General features: G+C 54.2%; 13 protein-coding genes. 8 read left to right on the forward strand and 5 right to left on the reverse strand.

Features of this window, described 5'->3' with window-relative positions; genetic code table 11:
- Position 1: 1 nt before the first annotated feature.
- From flgK to CBB91_RS03210, 3 genes are all read right to left on the reverse strand, one after another.
- Positions 2–1,450: a flagellar hook-associated protein FlgK gene (gene flgK / locus CBB91_RS03200; protein WP_273012021.1), complete on the reverse strand. Its 1,449-nt coding sequence runs from the start codon at positions 1,448–1,450 to the stop codon at positions 2–4.
- 30 nt (positions 1,451–1,480) lie between these two features.
- Positions 1,481–2,794, reverse strand: a complete 1,314-nt coding sequence (locus tag CBB91_RS03205; protein WP_035547843.1) for a flagellar hook-basal body complex protein — start codon at positions 2,792–2,794, stop codon at positions 1,481–1,483.
- Positions 2,795–2,873: 79 nt separating this feature from the next.
- On the reverse strand, positions 2,874–3,728 hold the full coding sequence (locus tag CBB91_RS03210; protein WP_272982527.1) for a flagellar motor protein MotB: 855 nt from the start codon (positions 3,726–3,728) through the stop codon (positions 2,874–2,876).
- A gap of 540 nt (positions 3,729–4,268) precedes the next feature.
- Here CBB91_RS03210 and CBB91_RS03215 point away from each other — a divergent pair.
- The 7 genes from CBB91_RS03215 (at position 4,269) to CBB91_RS03245 (ending at position 10,607) form a co-directional block, all read left to right on the forward strand.
- Positions 4,269–4,817, forward strand: coding sequence for a FliM/FliN family flagellar motor switch protein (locus tag CBB91_RS03215; protein WP_273012024.1), 549 nt, complete (start codon positions 4,269–4,271; stop codon positions 4,815–4,817).
- Between the two features lie 42 nt (positions 4,818–4,859).
- Positions 4,860–5,726: a flagellar motor stator protein MotA gene (motA, locus tag CBB91_RS03220; RefSeq protein WP_273012027.1), complete on the forward strand. Its 867-nt coding sequence runs from the start codon at positions 4,860–4,862 to the stop codon at positions 5,724–5,726.
- A gap of 1,717 nt (positions 5,727–7,443) precedes the next feature.
- Positions 7,444–8,157 (forward strand): flagellar hook-basal body complex protein, encoded by a 714-nt coding sequence (locus CBB91_RS03225; protein WP_273012028.1) that lies wholly within the window; start codon positions 7,444–7,446, stop codon positions 8,155–8,157.
- 26 nt (positions 8,158–8,183) lie between these two features.
- The gene (flgG, locus tag CBB91_RS03230) at positions 8,184–8,969 is read left to right on the forward strand and encodes a flagellar basal-body rod protein FlgG (RefSeq protein ID WP_273012029.1); all 786 of its coding nucleotides are present in this window, start codon (positions 8,184–8,186) and stop codon (positions 8,967–8,969) included.
- Positions 8,970–8,973: 4 nt separating this feature from the next.
- Complete coding sequence (flgA, locus tag CBB91_RS03235; protein WP_273012030.1) at positions 8,974–9,381, forward strand: flagellar basal body P-ring formation chaperone FlgA; 408 nt, start codon at positions 8,974–8,976, stop codon at positions 9,379–9,381.
- Between the two features lie 2 nt (positions 9,382–9,383).
- Positions 9,384–10,082: a flagellar basal body L-ring protein FlgH gene (locus CBB91_RS03240; protein WP_345906717.1), complete on the forward strand. Its 699-nt coding sequence runs from the start codon at positions 9,384–9,386 to the stop codon at positions 10,080–10,082.
- A gap of 9 nt (positions 10,083–10,091) precedes the next feature.
- On the forward strand, positions 10,092–10,607 hold the full coding sequence (locus CBB91_RS03245; RefSeq protein ID WP_035547817.1) for a flagellar basal body-associated FliL family protein: 516 nt from the start codon (positions 10,092–10,094) through the stop codon (positions 10,605–10,607).
- Between the two features lie 15 nt (positions 10,608–10,622).
- Here CBB91_RS03245 and CBB91_RS03250 read toward each other — a convergent pair whose 3' ends face one another.
- Both CBB91_RS03250 and CBB91_RS03255 read right to left on the reverse strand, forming a co-directional pair.
- On the reverse strand, positions 10,623–11,294 hold the full coding sequence (locus tag CBB91_RS03250) for a flagellar hook capping FlgD N-terminal domain-containing protein (protein WP_273012032.1): 672 nt from the start codon (positions 11,292–11,294) through the stop codon (positions 10,623–10,625).
- Between the two features lie 12 nt (positions 11,295–11,306).
- Positions 11,307–12,683, reverse strand: coding sequence for a flagellar hook-length control protein FliK (locus CBB91_RS03255; RefSeq protein WP_273012033.1), 1,377 nt, complete (start codon positions 12,681–12,683; stop codon positions 11,307–11,309).
- Between the two features lie 941 nt (positions 12,684–13,624).
- Here CBB91_RS03255 and CBB91_RS03260 point away from each other — a divergent pair.
- Positions 13,625–15,202 (forward strand): flagellin, encoded by a 1,578-nt coding sequence (locus CBB91_RS03260; protein ID WP_035547805.1) that lies wholly within the window; start codon positions 13,625–13,627, stop codon positions 15,200–15,202.
- Positions 15,203–15,254: the final 52 nt, after the last annotated feature.

The raw sequence follows: 15,254 nt of genomic DNA on the forward strand, positions 1-15,254 counted from the left end.
GCTAGATCTCCATCAATCTTTGCAGCATCTGGTTGGCGATCTCGATTACGCGGGCATTGGCTGCGTAAGCCTGTTCAATCGCCAGAAGATCTTGCATCTGGCTGTCGATATCGACACCTGTCTCGGATAGTTCCGCCTCCATCATCAAATCGTGCTGGGTCGATGCAGCAGAGAGGGCGGTTTCATGTGAAATGCGCGTCTGCCCTGTCATGGAGGCGACATGTGCAACGAGGTCAGTGGCTGAGAAGCTGCCCTGAATGCCATTGGCGTTCATCGACTGGATAGCCGTGAAGGCGTCCGACATCGCGGACAGGATGGAATTGTTGCCAGGAGGACCTTCGCTCGCTGCCCCGATCCCATCGCGAAGCCGCCAGATGCTACCACCCTGAGTGGGGTCGATCTGAGCGTTGATGTCGATACGCCCTGCCAATCCCGGATCGCCGGGAGTGCCAGTGTCTACAAACAGTCCAAATTCACCAGCAACTTTCGTCGGATCGATCGCGTCGTTGGACAGGCGACTAACCAAATCGTTCGCAATCGTATCAAGCTGGGCACCGAATGCAGGAAGGTCGGCATCACGAAGAGTGAACAGAGCGCCAAACATACCACTNGATACNGCCGCGTAGCTTGAAGCCCCAGGGGTAAGNTCCAAATCGCCGACCATCAGNTTGGACAAAGCACCGTTGTCGACNGTCATGTTTGGTCCGAACGCGTTTCCAGGAGTGAATTCAAGNTGCTTTGCGGTGCCGGCGACCANGTAGACACCTTCACTCGTGACGACATCTATTGTGCCGCCGTCGCGAGGCACTGCTTCAATAGGAAGGTATTCCGAAATCGTGTCGAGTGCGCGCTGGCGGTCGTCCATCAATGCTGCAGCTTGNGCCGTCGTGCGATCCATACCGGCCAATAAGCCATTGAGTTCTTCAACTTGCTTCAGGGCGGCATTCACGACGTTCACACCATCGGCAATTTCACGATCCGCTTCTGTGCGTTGCTGGGTAACNAGTTGAGAAAGGCNATTCAGCTCGTTCACGACCGAGTTTGCAGCGTCGAGCAACGCTGACAGCTGCGTTCCAGATTCTGGTGACACGACCGCAGCAGATAAGGCGGACTCAAAATTTGATAGCTTGCTGAACAAGCCAGTGCCTTCCGCATCGTCTCCAATTCGCGATGAGAGTACTTGCCAAGTGCTGGCCATCAGACTGGATTGTGCGACGTTGCTCGACAATGTCATACGCTCAGACGTGAGGCCTGAATCTGTCGCGCGGACGACACCGGTAGAGCTGACCCCGCTTGTGCGTCCACCGACCAATGTTTCGCTTAATATGATCGAACGCCGGACATAGCCCGGCGTTGATGCGTTTGCGACATTGGTAGCGACAACGTCGGCCCGCAGGCCTGAGACCTTCAGGCCGGTTTGGGCCGCATTGATGGCGTGGGATATACTCACGGCAGGGCTCGCATTTCAGCTAAGGCGGGCTTAGCGCTTCAGATTGGTCGTTTCCTGAAGCATCTCGTCGACGGTTTGAACGATCTTGGCGCTTGAAGAGTAGGCGCGTTGAGTTTCGATCAGGTCAGTCAATTCCGCTGCAATGTCCGTAGTGGACTCCATCAGTGCATAGCCTTCGATGCTGCCAACCGGTCCCGTACCTGCATCCCACAAGTAGAGGTTTCCACTTTCTGCGGATACGCGGAACGCCTGGCCATCCAGCGCCTTGAGACCGTTCATGTTCGGAACGTCACCGACTGGGATCTGATAGAGAGTGCGGCGGAAGCCGGTGTTGTAAATGGCTTGCAGATAACCATTCTCGTCTATCTCGACGGATTGAAGGTCACCGATGGGCGCGCCATCCTTGCTAACCGAAGTCGGAGAGAAGTTGGCAGAAAGCTGGGTGATGCCGGCGCTGTCATTTGGACGCCCGATGAAAACTTCGACGTTTCCGTGTGGCAGGCTCAAGGTCACTGTGCCGGTCGCGTCGTCATATGTCGCGCCATTGGAAGCAGTTACACCGCCTGTGTCGATACGACCGCCATTGGCAGCACTATCAGCAAAGCTGATTGCCAAGTCGCCGATGGACGTCAGCGGATTACCATTGGCGCTGTCAAAAATTTGGACAGTCCAGTCATTGCTGGATCCGGTAGCAGGAACCGACGGGGTGAATTCAATGGAAAGCGTCTGTGCACGGCCCAGATTATCGAAGTACTCGATAGGTAGTGTGTAGGCTTCTCCCGTGCCGCCAGCTGTGGTGGCGTCAGCGGGCAAATTAATGCCCAGTTCGATACGGGACGTCGGTGAGGCGGTGTATTGGGACGCGGCGATGTTGACCGGCTCCAGGTCAGTACCGCTGTTCCGGCTTACATTACCGATCTCGCCATCGGAGTTGGCTGGCCATCCAAGCAGGAACAGGCCGCTTTGAGTGCGAAGATTTCCGCTTTCGTCAGCATAGAAAGATCCGGTAGGGAGCAGCATCAGGCTGCGTTCGGACGACAGAGAGTTCACGCCTGTATTATCAGTTACCGGAACGAGGCCTCGGCCGGAAACCGCAAGGTCAGTCGCGTTTCCGGTTGAAATCAGGGACCCCGTCGCTGCGATATCCTTGAAGGCAGTTACGCGAACACCGCCAGCAGCGTATGCCGATGATTGTTGTTGCAGCACCATGCTCGAAAAATCGACCTGGCTACGCTTGTAGCCGTAGGTGGATGAGTTGGCGATGTTATCGGAAATGGCGGAAAGACGACTCGAATTCGAGTTCAGCCCCATCACGCCCGCATTCAGGGATGAAGAAATGCTCATGGTCGACTCCTACGACAGATGTATTTCTATCAGTGGAGCGCATTCCTTAATAAGCCGATAACCTTAGTTCTTAACAACCCTACAATCTGAGTTCATCTTTGTTCGGCTGATTTGTCAGGATCACGATTGAGATTCGACGGTTCTGGGATGCAGACGGATCGTCTGGAGCCAGTGGGTCTGTGTCAGCGCGACCGGAAACTTCCTTGAGGCGAGAAGGCCTCATGCCCTTTTCCAGCAGGAGCTTACGGATCATGTTGGCGCGATCAGTCGACAAGTTCCAGTTGTCGTAATTGGCATCCAGTCGATATTGGAGGCTATCAGTATGCCCGACAATCTTGATGTCGTTTCGAAATGCATCGAGAGATCCTGATATCGATGTCAGCAAATCCTGGAGGAGAGGGGTCGGATTGCTACTGCCAACCATAAACAGGGGTGAACTGTCGGAATCGATGATTTCGAGAACCATCCCTTCGGGAGACATTTTTATCATGAGGTGCTCAGAAAGCTGTTTGGCATCCTCATTCAATTCGGCCCGCAGATTTTGAAGGTTTTCGGCGACTTCCTCGGCACTAGCATCTGCCGCAGTGGCGCTGGCTTCCTTCTTTGGCGTGTCAATCGTTACATCGCGCGTGCCGCCCGTTCCCATTTTGGCGTAGGTGTCCTCGGTAAACATTGAAGAGCCATTCAGGCCATCAGACCCACCGCCAGAAATCCGGCTCACCGGAATGGTCGGGTTGAAATAGTCGGCGATGCCCTTGCGTTGTTCCTCCGTGGTTGCATTGAGCAACCACATGAGCAGGAAGAACGCCATCATCGCAGTCACGAAGTCAGCATAAGCAACTTTCCAGGCGCCGCCATGATGGCCGTCGCCCTGAACCACTTTCTTGCGCTTGATGATGATTGGTTGCGCGTCTGTCGATGCTTTATCGACCATAATCAGTCCTGCCCCGGTGCTTTGGAACACTACTCCTAACAGGCTTGAATCAACTCATGGCTAATCTGGGCGCAGGGTTTCAGACGGTCGTAGTAACCATTCAGCAACCAAATTACTTAATTCCTACCAGACGGAACTGGGTAAATATGTAGGCTTGTTGTGTCGTCTGTGCTGCGAAAGAAGATCGGGGCAGGGGGAGGACTCCCTCCAACGATTCGCCAATGCGAACCCCTTTGGCTCGCCTTGGCGTCTTCCATTGGTCAATGGACACAAGAAGTTTACGGTCAGGTTTCCACGCCGGACCTTATTTCTCGCAAGGTTTTCGCAGGGGCCGATCTGCCGAGCGCGGCCCATGACGTGTTCACTTATGTAAGCCCTGAGCATAATGTTGGACCTGTTGCTGCGGTGACAATCAACTTCGCGGGTGCCCAGAGATATTCTGCTCAGCGTTTGCGACAGGGCGCGTCTAGCCTGAACAATGCCCCTGAATTGTTTCTTCGTCTGATGGCGGAGAGCGCTGCGCGCGCCCTTTGGAAAAGAATGGCCTGTTCTATCTCCAGCGATAGTGATGCCAATGCTCCGGCGCAATTGATCGATATTGCCCGTGCAGCAGAGCCATTCGACGCCGATACAACTTACATCAACCTGACCTACAAATTGGGAGATGGAGACGGCGAGGACAGTTGGCTTATTGAAGGCGAAACTGCCGCTCCGGAAATTGGAGTCATAGTTCGGTTGTCCGCAATCAAGTCGCTTGCCAAGGCCTTTCAAGAGAATGCGGCCAGGCCCAAGTCGCAGGATGATACGGGACGAGGTGTTCTGCGGGAGCGCGTTCGGCATACGACAGTCGTGCTGGATGCAGTGCTGGATTCCATGCGCATGACCATTGGTGAGTGCGCCGAGATAAAGGTCGGGCAAGTCATCTCACTGCCGGGCGCGAAGATGGACAAACTTGATCTGAGCGCCGGTACGGTGAGCGGATCACTGCCGATCAGCCAAGGGGAACTTGGCGCCTGGAAAGGGCAGAGAGCCTTGAAGCTGAAGGCACCCGTGCCNGAGGATGTCNTTCGAGAAATTGCCGAAATTTGAGTTTGTCCCCGCNGATGGCGGAGGAATGCAAGGAGTTAGTAAGTGAACGCAATAGCAGGACTTGTCGTCACAGTCGTGATGGTCTTCGGCGGCTACATGCTGGCTGGGGGGCACCTCGATATTATCATGCATTCTCTCCCCTTCGAGATGATGATGATTGGTGGCGCCGCNACGGGCGCATTCCTCGCCGGNAATGATTTGACTACGATCAAACANGCAGGNGGCGATATTGTCGCTGCGTTCTCAGGCCCAAAATGGAAAAAATCCGACTATCAGGATCTCCTCTGCCTGATGCACGAGCTATTGAATGTTCTCAAAAAGAACCCGGTCGACATCGAAGCTCATATCGAAGCTCCTCAAGATTCAGATATCTTTGCGCGTTACCCGAAAATCCTGAAGGACAAGCGGGCGATTGAAATGATCTGCGATACCATTCGCTCAATGATCATGAATTTCGACAACGTTCATCAGGTTGAGGAGCTTCTCGAAAAGCAGCTTGAAAGCCTGATTGAGGAAAAACTTCACGGATCCCACGCATTGCAGAACATGGCGGATGCACTGCCTGCACTCGGCATTGTTGCGGCTGTTCTGGGTGTGATCAAGACAATGGCATCGATTGACAAACCCCCTGAAGTTCTTGGCGGCATGATCGGCGGCGCGCTTGTTGGTACGTTCCTTGGCGTGTTTCTCGCCTATGGAATTGTTGGCCCTTTCGCGACCCGGGTGAAACATATCCGGCTTGANGAGCACAATTTCTATTCGATGATCGGCGAAGTTCTGGTGTCAAACCTTCACAAAAATCCGGTGAACATTTGTGTTGAGGTGGCGCGACGCCATGCACCCACCCGTGTGCGCCCTTCTTTCAATGAAGTCGAAGAAGCGATCCGGGGGTTGAAACAAGCCGCGTGACCCGTTCTCGTCTCCCTCTTGTTGTCGGCTTATCCGTCGTGATGAGCATGCCCGCACTTGGGGAGATTTCAGGTGAAACTGGCGTGCCTGTGGCGGAAGCAGATCAACTGTCAGAGTATTTTCGCCAGTTCGTTGACGACGCGATTGATGAAGGATTGCTCGCGCCGGCCGGCTCCAACCCGCAGGCGACGCCGGTGTTCCGGGGGCGCCTGGATAGCGCAGAGCCCAGCCGCCCCGTTCCCATGTCGACAGGATGTACTGCTGAAACTGANCTGGATTTCGCGCCGTACATAAGCCTGAGCAGCTATGAGGACTTCTTGCATTGGCGAGCGCAGAAGCTTTCGGATCAGGAGTCTATACGCCCAATCGAGATGGCGATGGCCTACATCACGATTGGGTTGTTTGCTGAAGCCCGGCTTCAACTCGCTGATCTTGAAGGACAGAATGCTGAACTGCTCCGAGACTTCTCTTATTTTCTGGAAGAGGGGCGGGTCACTCGGATCGACGCACTCAATCAGGCCGCGGAGTGCAGCCCTTCGGCGGCAATCTGGCAATCTTTGGCGAAGGTCACGATGCTCGATCCGGACGGGGTCTCACAGCTGAATGCCAGTCTGACTCTCTACAGAAAACTACCTTGGTATCTTAAGATACGCTTCGCTGCGATGGCTGTGCCCGCTCTGGACCAGATGGGGGAGCCCTTGCTGGCCGAGAAAATGATGGCGGATTTCACTGCGGAACAGATTGCGCGCTCGCCGCGCTTGTCGCTGAACCAGGCCATTCTTGACATGTACAAGGGCGGACTGGTTGCGGATGAGGGCTTACGACCATTCCTGAGAAACTCTGATCTGAGGTCGGTTGCGGCGGCTGCTTTGTTGAAGCATGGATTTCCCATCGAAACCGAAGTCCAGAATGAAGTGGTCGGCAACATTGTCGAGAATGTGCAGCGCATGCCGGATGGCCAGAACATCCGTACGAATTTGCGGGCTATGCTGGATCGTCCTGCTGAAATCACGGATTACGAAACGATCTCACGACTGGCGTCCCTGCCGACGCTTCAGGAACCGGAGACGAGACAACTTCTCAGCGCGCAATTGGTGAGAAGGCTGGACGCGGACTTTTCAAAGGACGACCATTTTTTCAAGGTTGCCGCAATGAGTGCGACGTTCCTGAATCGTGATCTGTTGGGAGAGAGCGAAGAGGCAGCAGAAGTGCTGAAGTCCGCCACTGTCGTCGCTGCGGATCTCGGTCTGGTGAATGTGGTGAATGAGTTCGCCAACGATATCAAACAGGATGATGATCTGGCCTCGAAACGCGCGGAAATGGCATTCCGGATGTTTGACGTGACAGCACTTCGGAATCTTTCCGGAACAGACCCGAATAATACTGACGTGACCCGACTAGCCGCGATGAGCGCAATCATGGCGCGGGATACGATGTGGCTTCAGACTCTGGTTTCCAAAGTTTCTCTCGACGCAGCGACTCTTGTGGATCTCATCGAATGCGATGCGGTGTATGGCGACTGGGTTCTGCCAGAGAACTTCTATGTCGCTGCTGAACAGATCGCGGACGAACAGTACATAGCACGCGCTCAAGCTGTGCTTGCTCTGCGGGCGCGAGGTTCAGCCACGGGTTCACGAAAGATCCATCTGAACGAAATTCCGGAGAATCTTCAGCTGATCAGTCAGCTCCTTGATTCGACAATTGGAGGTGCTCTCTAGTGTCCAATGCAATTTATGCCACCTTGACGCGCCAAGACGGTCTGCTTCGAGAAATGCAGGTTATCGCGAACAATGTCGCAAACTCCAGCACAACTGGTTACAAATCAAATCACGCCATCTTTGCCGAGCATATTGCTGCGGTAAATGGAGAAGGCGACAGCGTCTCCATGGGTAGCTTGTCGGGCCATTCGCACGATCTGTCACAAGGAGCGATGAAGCATACCGGCGGACAGTTCGATCTAGCGATTCATGGCGAGGGGTTCTTTGTCCTGGAAACTCCAGCAGGTGAGCGGCTTACGCGTGCAGGGGCGTTCCAACTTTCCGCGGACGGAAATCTCGTCGATGCTTTTGGTAATCAGGTCATGGGCGCTGGCGGCGGAGCCATTGCTATTCCCGAAGAGGTTACACGCATCTCCGTTGCGCCAGACGGAACTATTTCGTCAGGCCAGGAAATTTTGGGTCAGATCGGTGTGGTAACTGCGAACGGACAGATCGCTCAAGAGGGCGGTACCATGTTTGTGGCCGCTGAGGGCTATGAGCAGGTCGAAGAGCCAAATGTAATTCAAGGTGCATTGGAACAATCCAATGTGTCTTCGATTCTCGAGATTTCGAGACTGATTGAAGTCCAGCGCGCTTACGAGGCGGGGCAAAGCCTGATCGAAAAAGAAGACGAGCGGATCAATCAACTGATCAAGACAATGCGNCAGCTCTAGAGCTTTCGCAAATTGAGGGGAATGAGATGAAATCATTGCAAATCGCCGCGACAGGGATGGCCGCTCAGCAATTGCGAGTGGAGGTGATCTCCAACAACATTGCCAATATGAGCACGGCTGCTTATCGACCGCGTACGGCTGAATTTTCGGATCTCATGTATCAACAGCATTTGACCCCGGGGACAATCACATCCCAAGTGGGAACGGTCGTGCCCGCAGGTATTCAGCTCGGCACAGGCGTGAAGCCATCCTCAGTGTCAATGGANATNACNCAAGGNGGCCTTCGGGAAACCAGCTCAGAGCTGGACCTTGCGATCGACGGTACAGGATTCTTTGAGGTTACGCTGCCGTCTGGCGAGTCCGCCTATACACGCGATGGTAAGCTGAACCGCAGTCCGGACGGGGAGATCGTAACGATGGATGGATTCCCGCTCGCAGATGGAATTGTCATTCCGGAAGAGGCGCGCAGCATATCCATCAGTCGCGATGGGGAAGTGGTCGCATACTTTGATGGTGAGTCTGATGGTCAGCCTATAGGCAATATTTCGTTGGTTCGTTTCATCAACGAAAAAGGTCTTGAGGCGATGGGTGACAACATGTTTCGACAGACAGAGGCATCGGGTCCACCAAACCAATTGGTCGCGGGTACGGAGGGTATGGGCCTGATTCGACAAGGCTACCTGGAGGAATCTGGTGTAGATGTGGTTCAGGAAATTTCTGAGCTCATCGAGGCTCAGCGCGGATATGAGCTGAACTCCAAAGTGATCACAGCCGCCGACGAAATGCTCGCGGCGACAACAAGGTTGAGGTAACAGAATGATACCAGCAATAGCATTGGGCCTCGGGCTTGCTGCGCACATGATTGGGGCGTCAGCTTCTGTCGCGACTGAAGTGATACGGGCAGGGGACACCGTCACTGCTGCGAACATCTCTACTGAAACCGGCAGTATGGTGTCATCGGATAATCCACTTATTGGCCGCGAAGTTCGGCGTACTGTCTATGTCGGACAAGAGCTCAGCCTGGACGATACCCAGCCCGCGCGATTGGTGCGGCGTAATCAGGTCGTGACGGTAAAGTTCGTCAGCGGTGCGCTGGAGATCACTACCACGGGACGAGCCATGAGCGAGGCGACAGAAGGAGACAGCGTTTCCATTCTGAACCTCAACTCGAAGAAGATCGTAAGCGGAATCGTGCAATCAGACGGATGGGTACTTGTNCAATGAAGATGACATTCACTCTGACTGCGGCGGCCCTCAGCGTTACCGCCTGTGCTTCGATCCCTTCCGCAGACGCGGAGTTCGACATGACGACACCCACGGTTGTGNCGATGGTGCATCAGCCCGTCGCTGAACCGGTAGGTACGGATGATGCATCNCTCTGGACGACGTCTCCAAATGCCTTGCTGAGCATGCGTCGGGCAAAGGCTGTCGGCGATCTTNTGACNGTTGTTGTAGAAATGGATGACCGGGCAAGTCTCCAAAGTTCGCTATCGAGAAATCGGAATAGCAGTGCGGATATGAATGTCGATGCCCTGTTCGGCCTGCCAGAGTGGGCAAATGGTGTGCTGCCCGGCGGGGCTTCCCTGTCTCCTGGTGTAGACTATAGCCGTGGTTCATCTCTCGATGGCAGCGGGGCGATGAACCGGGCCGAGAGTATTGCTTTCACATTGGCGGCACGCGTTGTTGCAATGGAGCCTAATGGAAACCTGGTCATTCAGGGCTACCAGCAAACCCGGGTCAGCAATGAGTTGAGNATGCTGACCGTCAGCGGTGTAATTCGCGCACAGGACATTACACGGACAAATACGGTGTCCTACGAGAAAATCGCGGAAGCCCAGATTTCCTATCTGAATACAGGTGACGCAACATCCGTTCCGCAACAAAGGGTAGGGCAGAAAGTGCTCGACCGGGTTATCCCGTTCTAGGAAGACGCCATGAAACAGATAGTTCCGTCCATCGTTGCGTTGCTGGCCATTGTTGCGGGTGGGGGAACGGCGCATTTCCTGACATCAGGTTCAGATGCAAAGCCGGCTGCGGCTGCCCATAAAGACGATAAGCATGCGGAGCCGAAGAAGGAAAAGAAGGCTCACGGCAAAGCAGACAAGCACGGGAAATCCGACGGTTCGGAAGTCACTTATTACAAGTTTTCGCGTGAGTTTGTCGTGCCAATGATCGAAAATGATCGTGTGCAGAGTCTCGTAATCCTGAACCTCAATCTCGAAGTCGATACGTCGATCTCTCAGGAACTGTTCTCGAAAGAGCCGGTCTTGCGGGACAACATCATGACGACACTGGTCAAGTTGAGCAGTGGTGGTCGCACGCTCAATTCGATTACTGACGTCGACAATTATGAAACGCTTCGAGCCATGATTCTCACGAACCTACAGAATGAGGTTCCGGAGGGAATACGAAACGTACTGATACTGGATATGGCTCGGCAGGATCTTTAAAGGTTCGAGAGGTCGTTAGCCTTCGTCCCGGTACTTCGTCACACTGTATAGATCGGCCGATAGGTGGGAAGAGGTTCCGAACCGGAGCGTCCCATTCTCGCTTCCAACTTCAGTGATTGTCGTGATCAGCTGAGGCGCACCAAGGCTGATGTACTCGCTGCCGCTGTAGTAATCTATGGAGAACTCGAACAGCTCATCTTCAGTGATCGATTCGCCAGTATTTGTTTGTCCATTCCAAGTATGCACGCTGTCTTCAGTGTCGAGTTGTTCGGACCATATCAGTTCACCATCGGAATTTCGGACAGTCAGATATGCACTGTCGGCACTTTCAGGCGCATTTGTCAGATACCTAATTTCAGTGCCTGAGTAAGGCACCCAAGATGACTCGATCGTGACTGTTTCTCCCAGCCATTCACTTGCAAACATCGTGTGCAAGTCGCCGATCAATGATGAGATGCTGCCCAGGCTGGAGTTCGTTTGAACTTGCTGTTCGAGAGACGAGAAGGTGGCCAACTGATCGACGAACTGGGTCGAATCCATGGGAGACAGCGGGTCCTGATTCTGCACNTGTGCCGTGAGCAGTTTGATGAAGTTTGTGAACTCTTCGCCAAATTGCTGAGTGGCGGCTGAGCTGTTCGTTGTCTGCTGGGCAGATTGGGTAGAAGTCGTGTTGGTGACGGTGCTCATGATCTTTGTCTCTTAAACCCGTATGTCCAGGCTAGTTGTGGCTGACGTGTCTGCCCGCGTTGCTGGTTCGCGGTTTAGAAGAGGTGCGTCCGAGCGTTCCATCTCTTCCTCTGGCGTAGTCAGATTTGACGACTCCCAGTTTCGGGCGTTCTGTTGTTGCGGCGTTTTCTCTTGGAACGTCATATCGCTTCCAGACAAGCCATGTTGTTCCAATGTCGCGACCAGGTCTGGATGGAATGCCCGTATCCGGCGAATGGCTTCAGCGGAATCGGCCGTAATTACCACATGCTGCAGACCTTGAGAGTCAAACTTGAACTCCAGCGATACCCTACCGAGTTCGGGCGGATCCAGCTGAATTCGGATTCGAGAATTTTGTGTGTCTGATGAGAGTTCCTGAGAGATGATGCTCGCAATATCGTCAGGAACCGCGACGTAGTTCGTCATAGCAGGTGGCGTCTGAACGGCGGTCTGTATTGGCGGGGTAGCCACCAAAGTTGGGCTTGAAGTCGCGCCGGCAGTCGCCCCTAGGGACGACATAGCGGACACGTCGCTTGGTCTTGGCTGGGTTTCAATAAGCGCATCTGGTTGAGCCTTCGCCGCCGTGATTTGTGTGGCTGCTCCGGACGTTTCAGACTTCGATGTGCGTTCTGGTTGGTCCACAGAAGCGGGATCTTCGACTGGCGGTGCGGCCTGCTTTTCCGTTGATCCAGCCTCTGACGTGCTAGCGACGTTCTCTATCTCCACGCTGGCGATTTCAGGTTTGGTTTGCTGTTCCAAACTTGAATTGGTGGAACGAACGAGCGTTGCGTTGTCTTGATCGACTTCGAGCATATGTCCGCTACGAGAAGTGACAGCGGCTTCCGATGCTTCGGATTGAGCTGCCTCACCAACTTGGTCTGCAGTTGTTACTTCGCCGGACGAGGAGTTGGGTGAAATCAACAAGGGCTGATTCGACTCAGCGTCAATTTCCACGACTGCAGTTTCACGGCTGGATATCGTGGAGGTGGGATGCTCTGGCTCGGTTGGACTTGCCGCCGTCTTCTCTACTCCGAGCGCATTGTTCAAGGCGCNTAGCTCAGTCAACTCAACAGCTTCTGAATCCGCAGAAGCTGGCAGATCTATCTCTGCATCGCCAGTCGCGCCGGTCGTTGGTTCCGTCGGGTCTAAATCAAGAAACTGGTGTGATGTCTGATCACTCAAGGGCCCAAAAGGTTGAGCCACAACCTGGAGATTGTCTGAAGTTTCTTCATCAACATCTTCGTATGAGAGTGTTGAGAGCGCCTCCAGGAATTCCTTCGCAAATCCGCCTTCGACCGGAGCGGGCCTCGTCTCGTCATGGCCACTTTTTTCGGCCGCAGACAAACGTTCCAAGCTAAGGAAAGGCGTCATTCGTTAATCCAGATTAGCTATCTTTTAACCCTAATTGCCTCACCAGTGGTAAATTAAGATTTAAGTTGCGGGGGATTCCGCGCGATTGTTCCAGCCAGAAGGGGAGCCGGTTCATGACGACGATTCAGGGGCAGGGTGGCATTCCTTTGCCTGTTGCAGCCAGTCAATCCGGCGCGCCAACATCCAGCGCGGACGAGCTGATCGATGTAGGAAAGCGGTTCGAACAGCTGCTGTGGGCAGAAATGCTGAGCCACACTGGCTTGGAGAAAGCCTTCACGCAATCAGGTGGGGAGGCGGCGTCGGCATTTTCTCGCATGATCGTCGAATCCATCGCTGAAGATCTGGCTGAGTCTCATCCNCTGGGGTTGAACGCGACCGGAGTNGCGCAACTTTCGTCNANTATGGGGAATGGGGATGAGTGAANNAGTANCCGCCGAAGCCGCTTTGTCTCGTCTGGAGACGGTCCTGGCCACAGAGCGCGTAGCTTTGATGTCTGGTCAAATTCACCAAGTAGCCGATCTGATGTCTGAAAAGATGGAGGCAACTCAGGCCGTCGACGCACTGATTTCAAGTGAGCATCCTGCGCTCGGTCGGGAGCGCATCAGGACCCGCTTGAAAGGTATCAGCGCGGCTGCAATTGAGAACGCTCAGCATTTCAAAGCGGCGCAGAATGGACTCCGCAGCCTTGCCGCNCGCATCGGAAATATGGCGCAGGATTCTTACGTTGGAGCCTACTCCTCCAATGGTTTGCAGACGCCGTTTACCAAGGCGACAGGAAATTATCTAAAGAAGGCATGATGATTAACTGATTGTACACGGCTCCTGTATACTCAAGTACAGCGAACCAAGATGGGTTGCGGGGAATCCCGACGTCAGGACGACGTAAGATCGAACCTAGGCAGCGCTAAGCCGCTCGCCTGACGCAAATGGGGTACATTCAAATGTCCAGTATTCTGACTAACAATAGTGCGATGGTTGCGCTGCAGACTCTGCGCAACATCAACAGCAACCTTGAAACCGTTCAATCCGAGATTTCGACCGGTAAGAAAGTTGCTACCGCCAAAGACAACGCCGCCATCTGGGCTATCTCGACGGTCATGTCGACCGACGTTGAGAGCTTCAACCAGATCACGGACTCTCTGAACAAGGGTTCTTCCACCGTAGGCGTGGCCCGTGCTGCTTCCGAACAGGTCACCGAGCTTCTCCAGGACATGAAGAACCTGATCGTGTCCGCTCAGGAAGATCTGAATGCTGACGACCGCGCAAAGATCCAGACGGATATTGATGCGAAGCGGACCGCAATCAGCAACATCGTGAACGCCGCTCAATTCAACGGTCAAAACCTCCTGCAAGGCACCGAGAGCATCTCTATCCTCGCATCGCTTGACCGTGGATCTGATGGCTCTGTCTCTGCAACCTCTATCACTGTTGCTCGCCAGGATCTGCAGACAACGGCAGCAGTCGATGCGGCTGCGAAGGAAGCAACTGATGCAGGTTATGTTTCGACTGCAGACTCAGCTACAGACTCCACTGTAGATCTGTCTAGCGGGGATGCAGGTTTCATGTCCACGGCTCAGTCTGGCAATATCACCGATGGTAACGATGCAGACATTACGCTCGACGCCGGTACAGTTACGACGGGTGATGAGTTCACCATCAATGTTGGTGGCTCTGATTACACCTACACCGCGCTGGAAGGTGACACAGCCAATGATGTTGCTGCAGGCCTCAAAACGCTGATCGACGCAGGTAGCATTGCCAACCTCACCGTCACGGTCACCCCAGGCGCAGATCCTGCCTCTGATGATGCGACCATTAATCTGGCCGCTGCTGGCGGAAACGTGACCTTTGACGAAACTGGTCTGGCATCTGAGACGACTCAAGGCGTCATCTCCGATGGTGATACGATCGATGTTACACTCGCTGGTGGCACAATCACCGCTGGTGATACGTTCACGATCAATGTGGGTGATGCAGAGTATACCTACACTGCCGTCGACGGTGACACCAACAATGACGTTGCCGCTGGTCTTAAAACCCTGATTGATGCTGGCAGCATCTCTGATCTTGTCGTTACTGTGACTGATGCAGGGGACCCAACTTCCGATGCTGCGACGATCTCGCTTGAGGCCGACGGTGGCGACGTAAACGTCAGCCTGGCTGGTCTTGGGTCTCAGAACGCAGCTGTTGCGGCAGGCGGTCTTGGCGCGATTGCTGACCTCAGCGTTGCAACGGCTGAAGATGCCACGACGGCTCTGAATACGATCGAAGACCTGCTTGATACGGCGATCAACGCTGCGACATCATTCGGTTCTGCGCAGACGCAGATCGAAGGTCAGGGCGAATTTGTTCAGACACTGATCGACTCCATGACATCCGGCATCGGCGCCATGGTTGACGCAGACATCGAGGCGGCTTCCGCCAAGCTTCAGGCCCTGCAGGTTCAGCAGCAGCTCGGCGTCCAGGCGCTGTCGATTGCGAACTCGAACCCGCAGACACTCCTGTCGCTGTTCAGATAATTCTAACCGGACCCGGGCGCACACCAGTGCCCGGGTTCACCCAGTACCAAGC

Source organism: Hyphomonas sp. TMED31, from assembly GCF_002172815.1.
Lineage (GTDB): Bacteria > Pseudomonadota > Alphaproteobacteria > Caulobacterales > Hyphomonadaceae > Hyphomonas > Hyphomonas atlantica.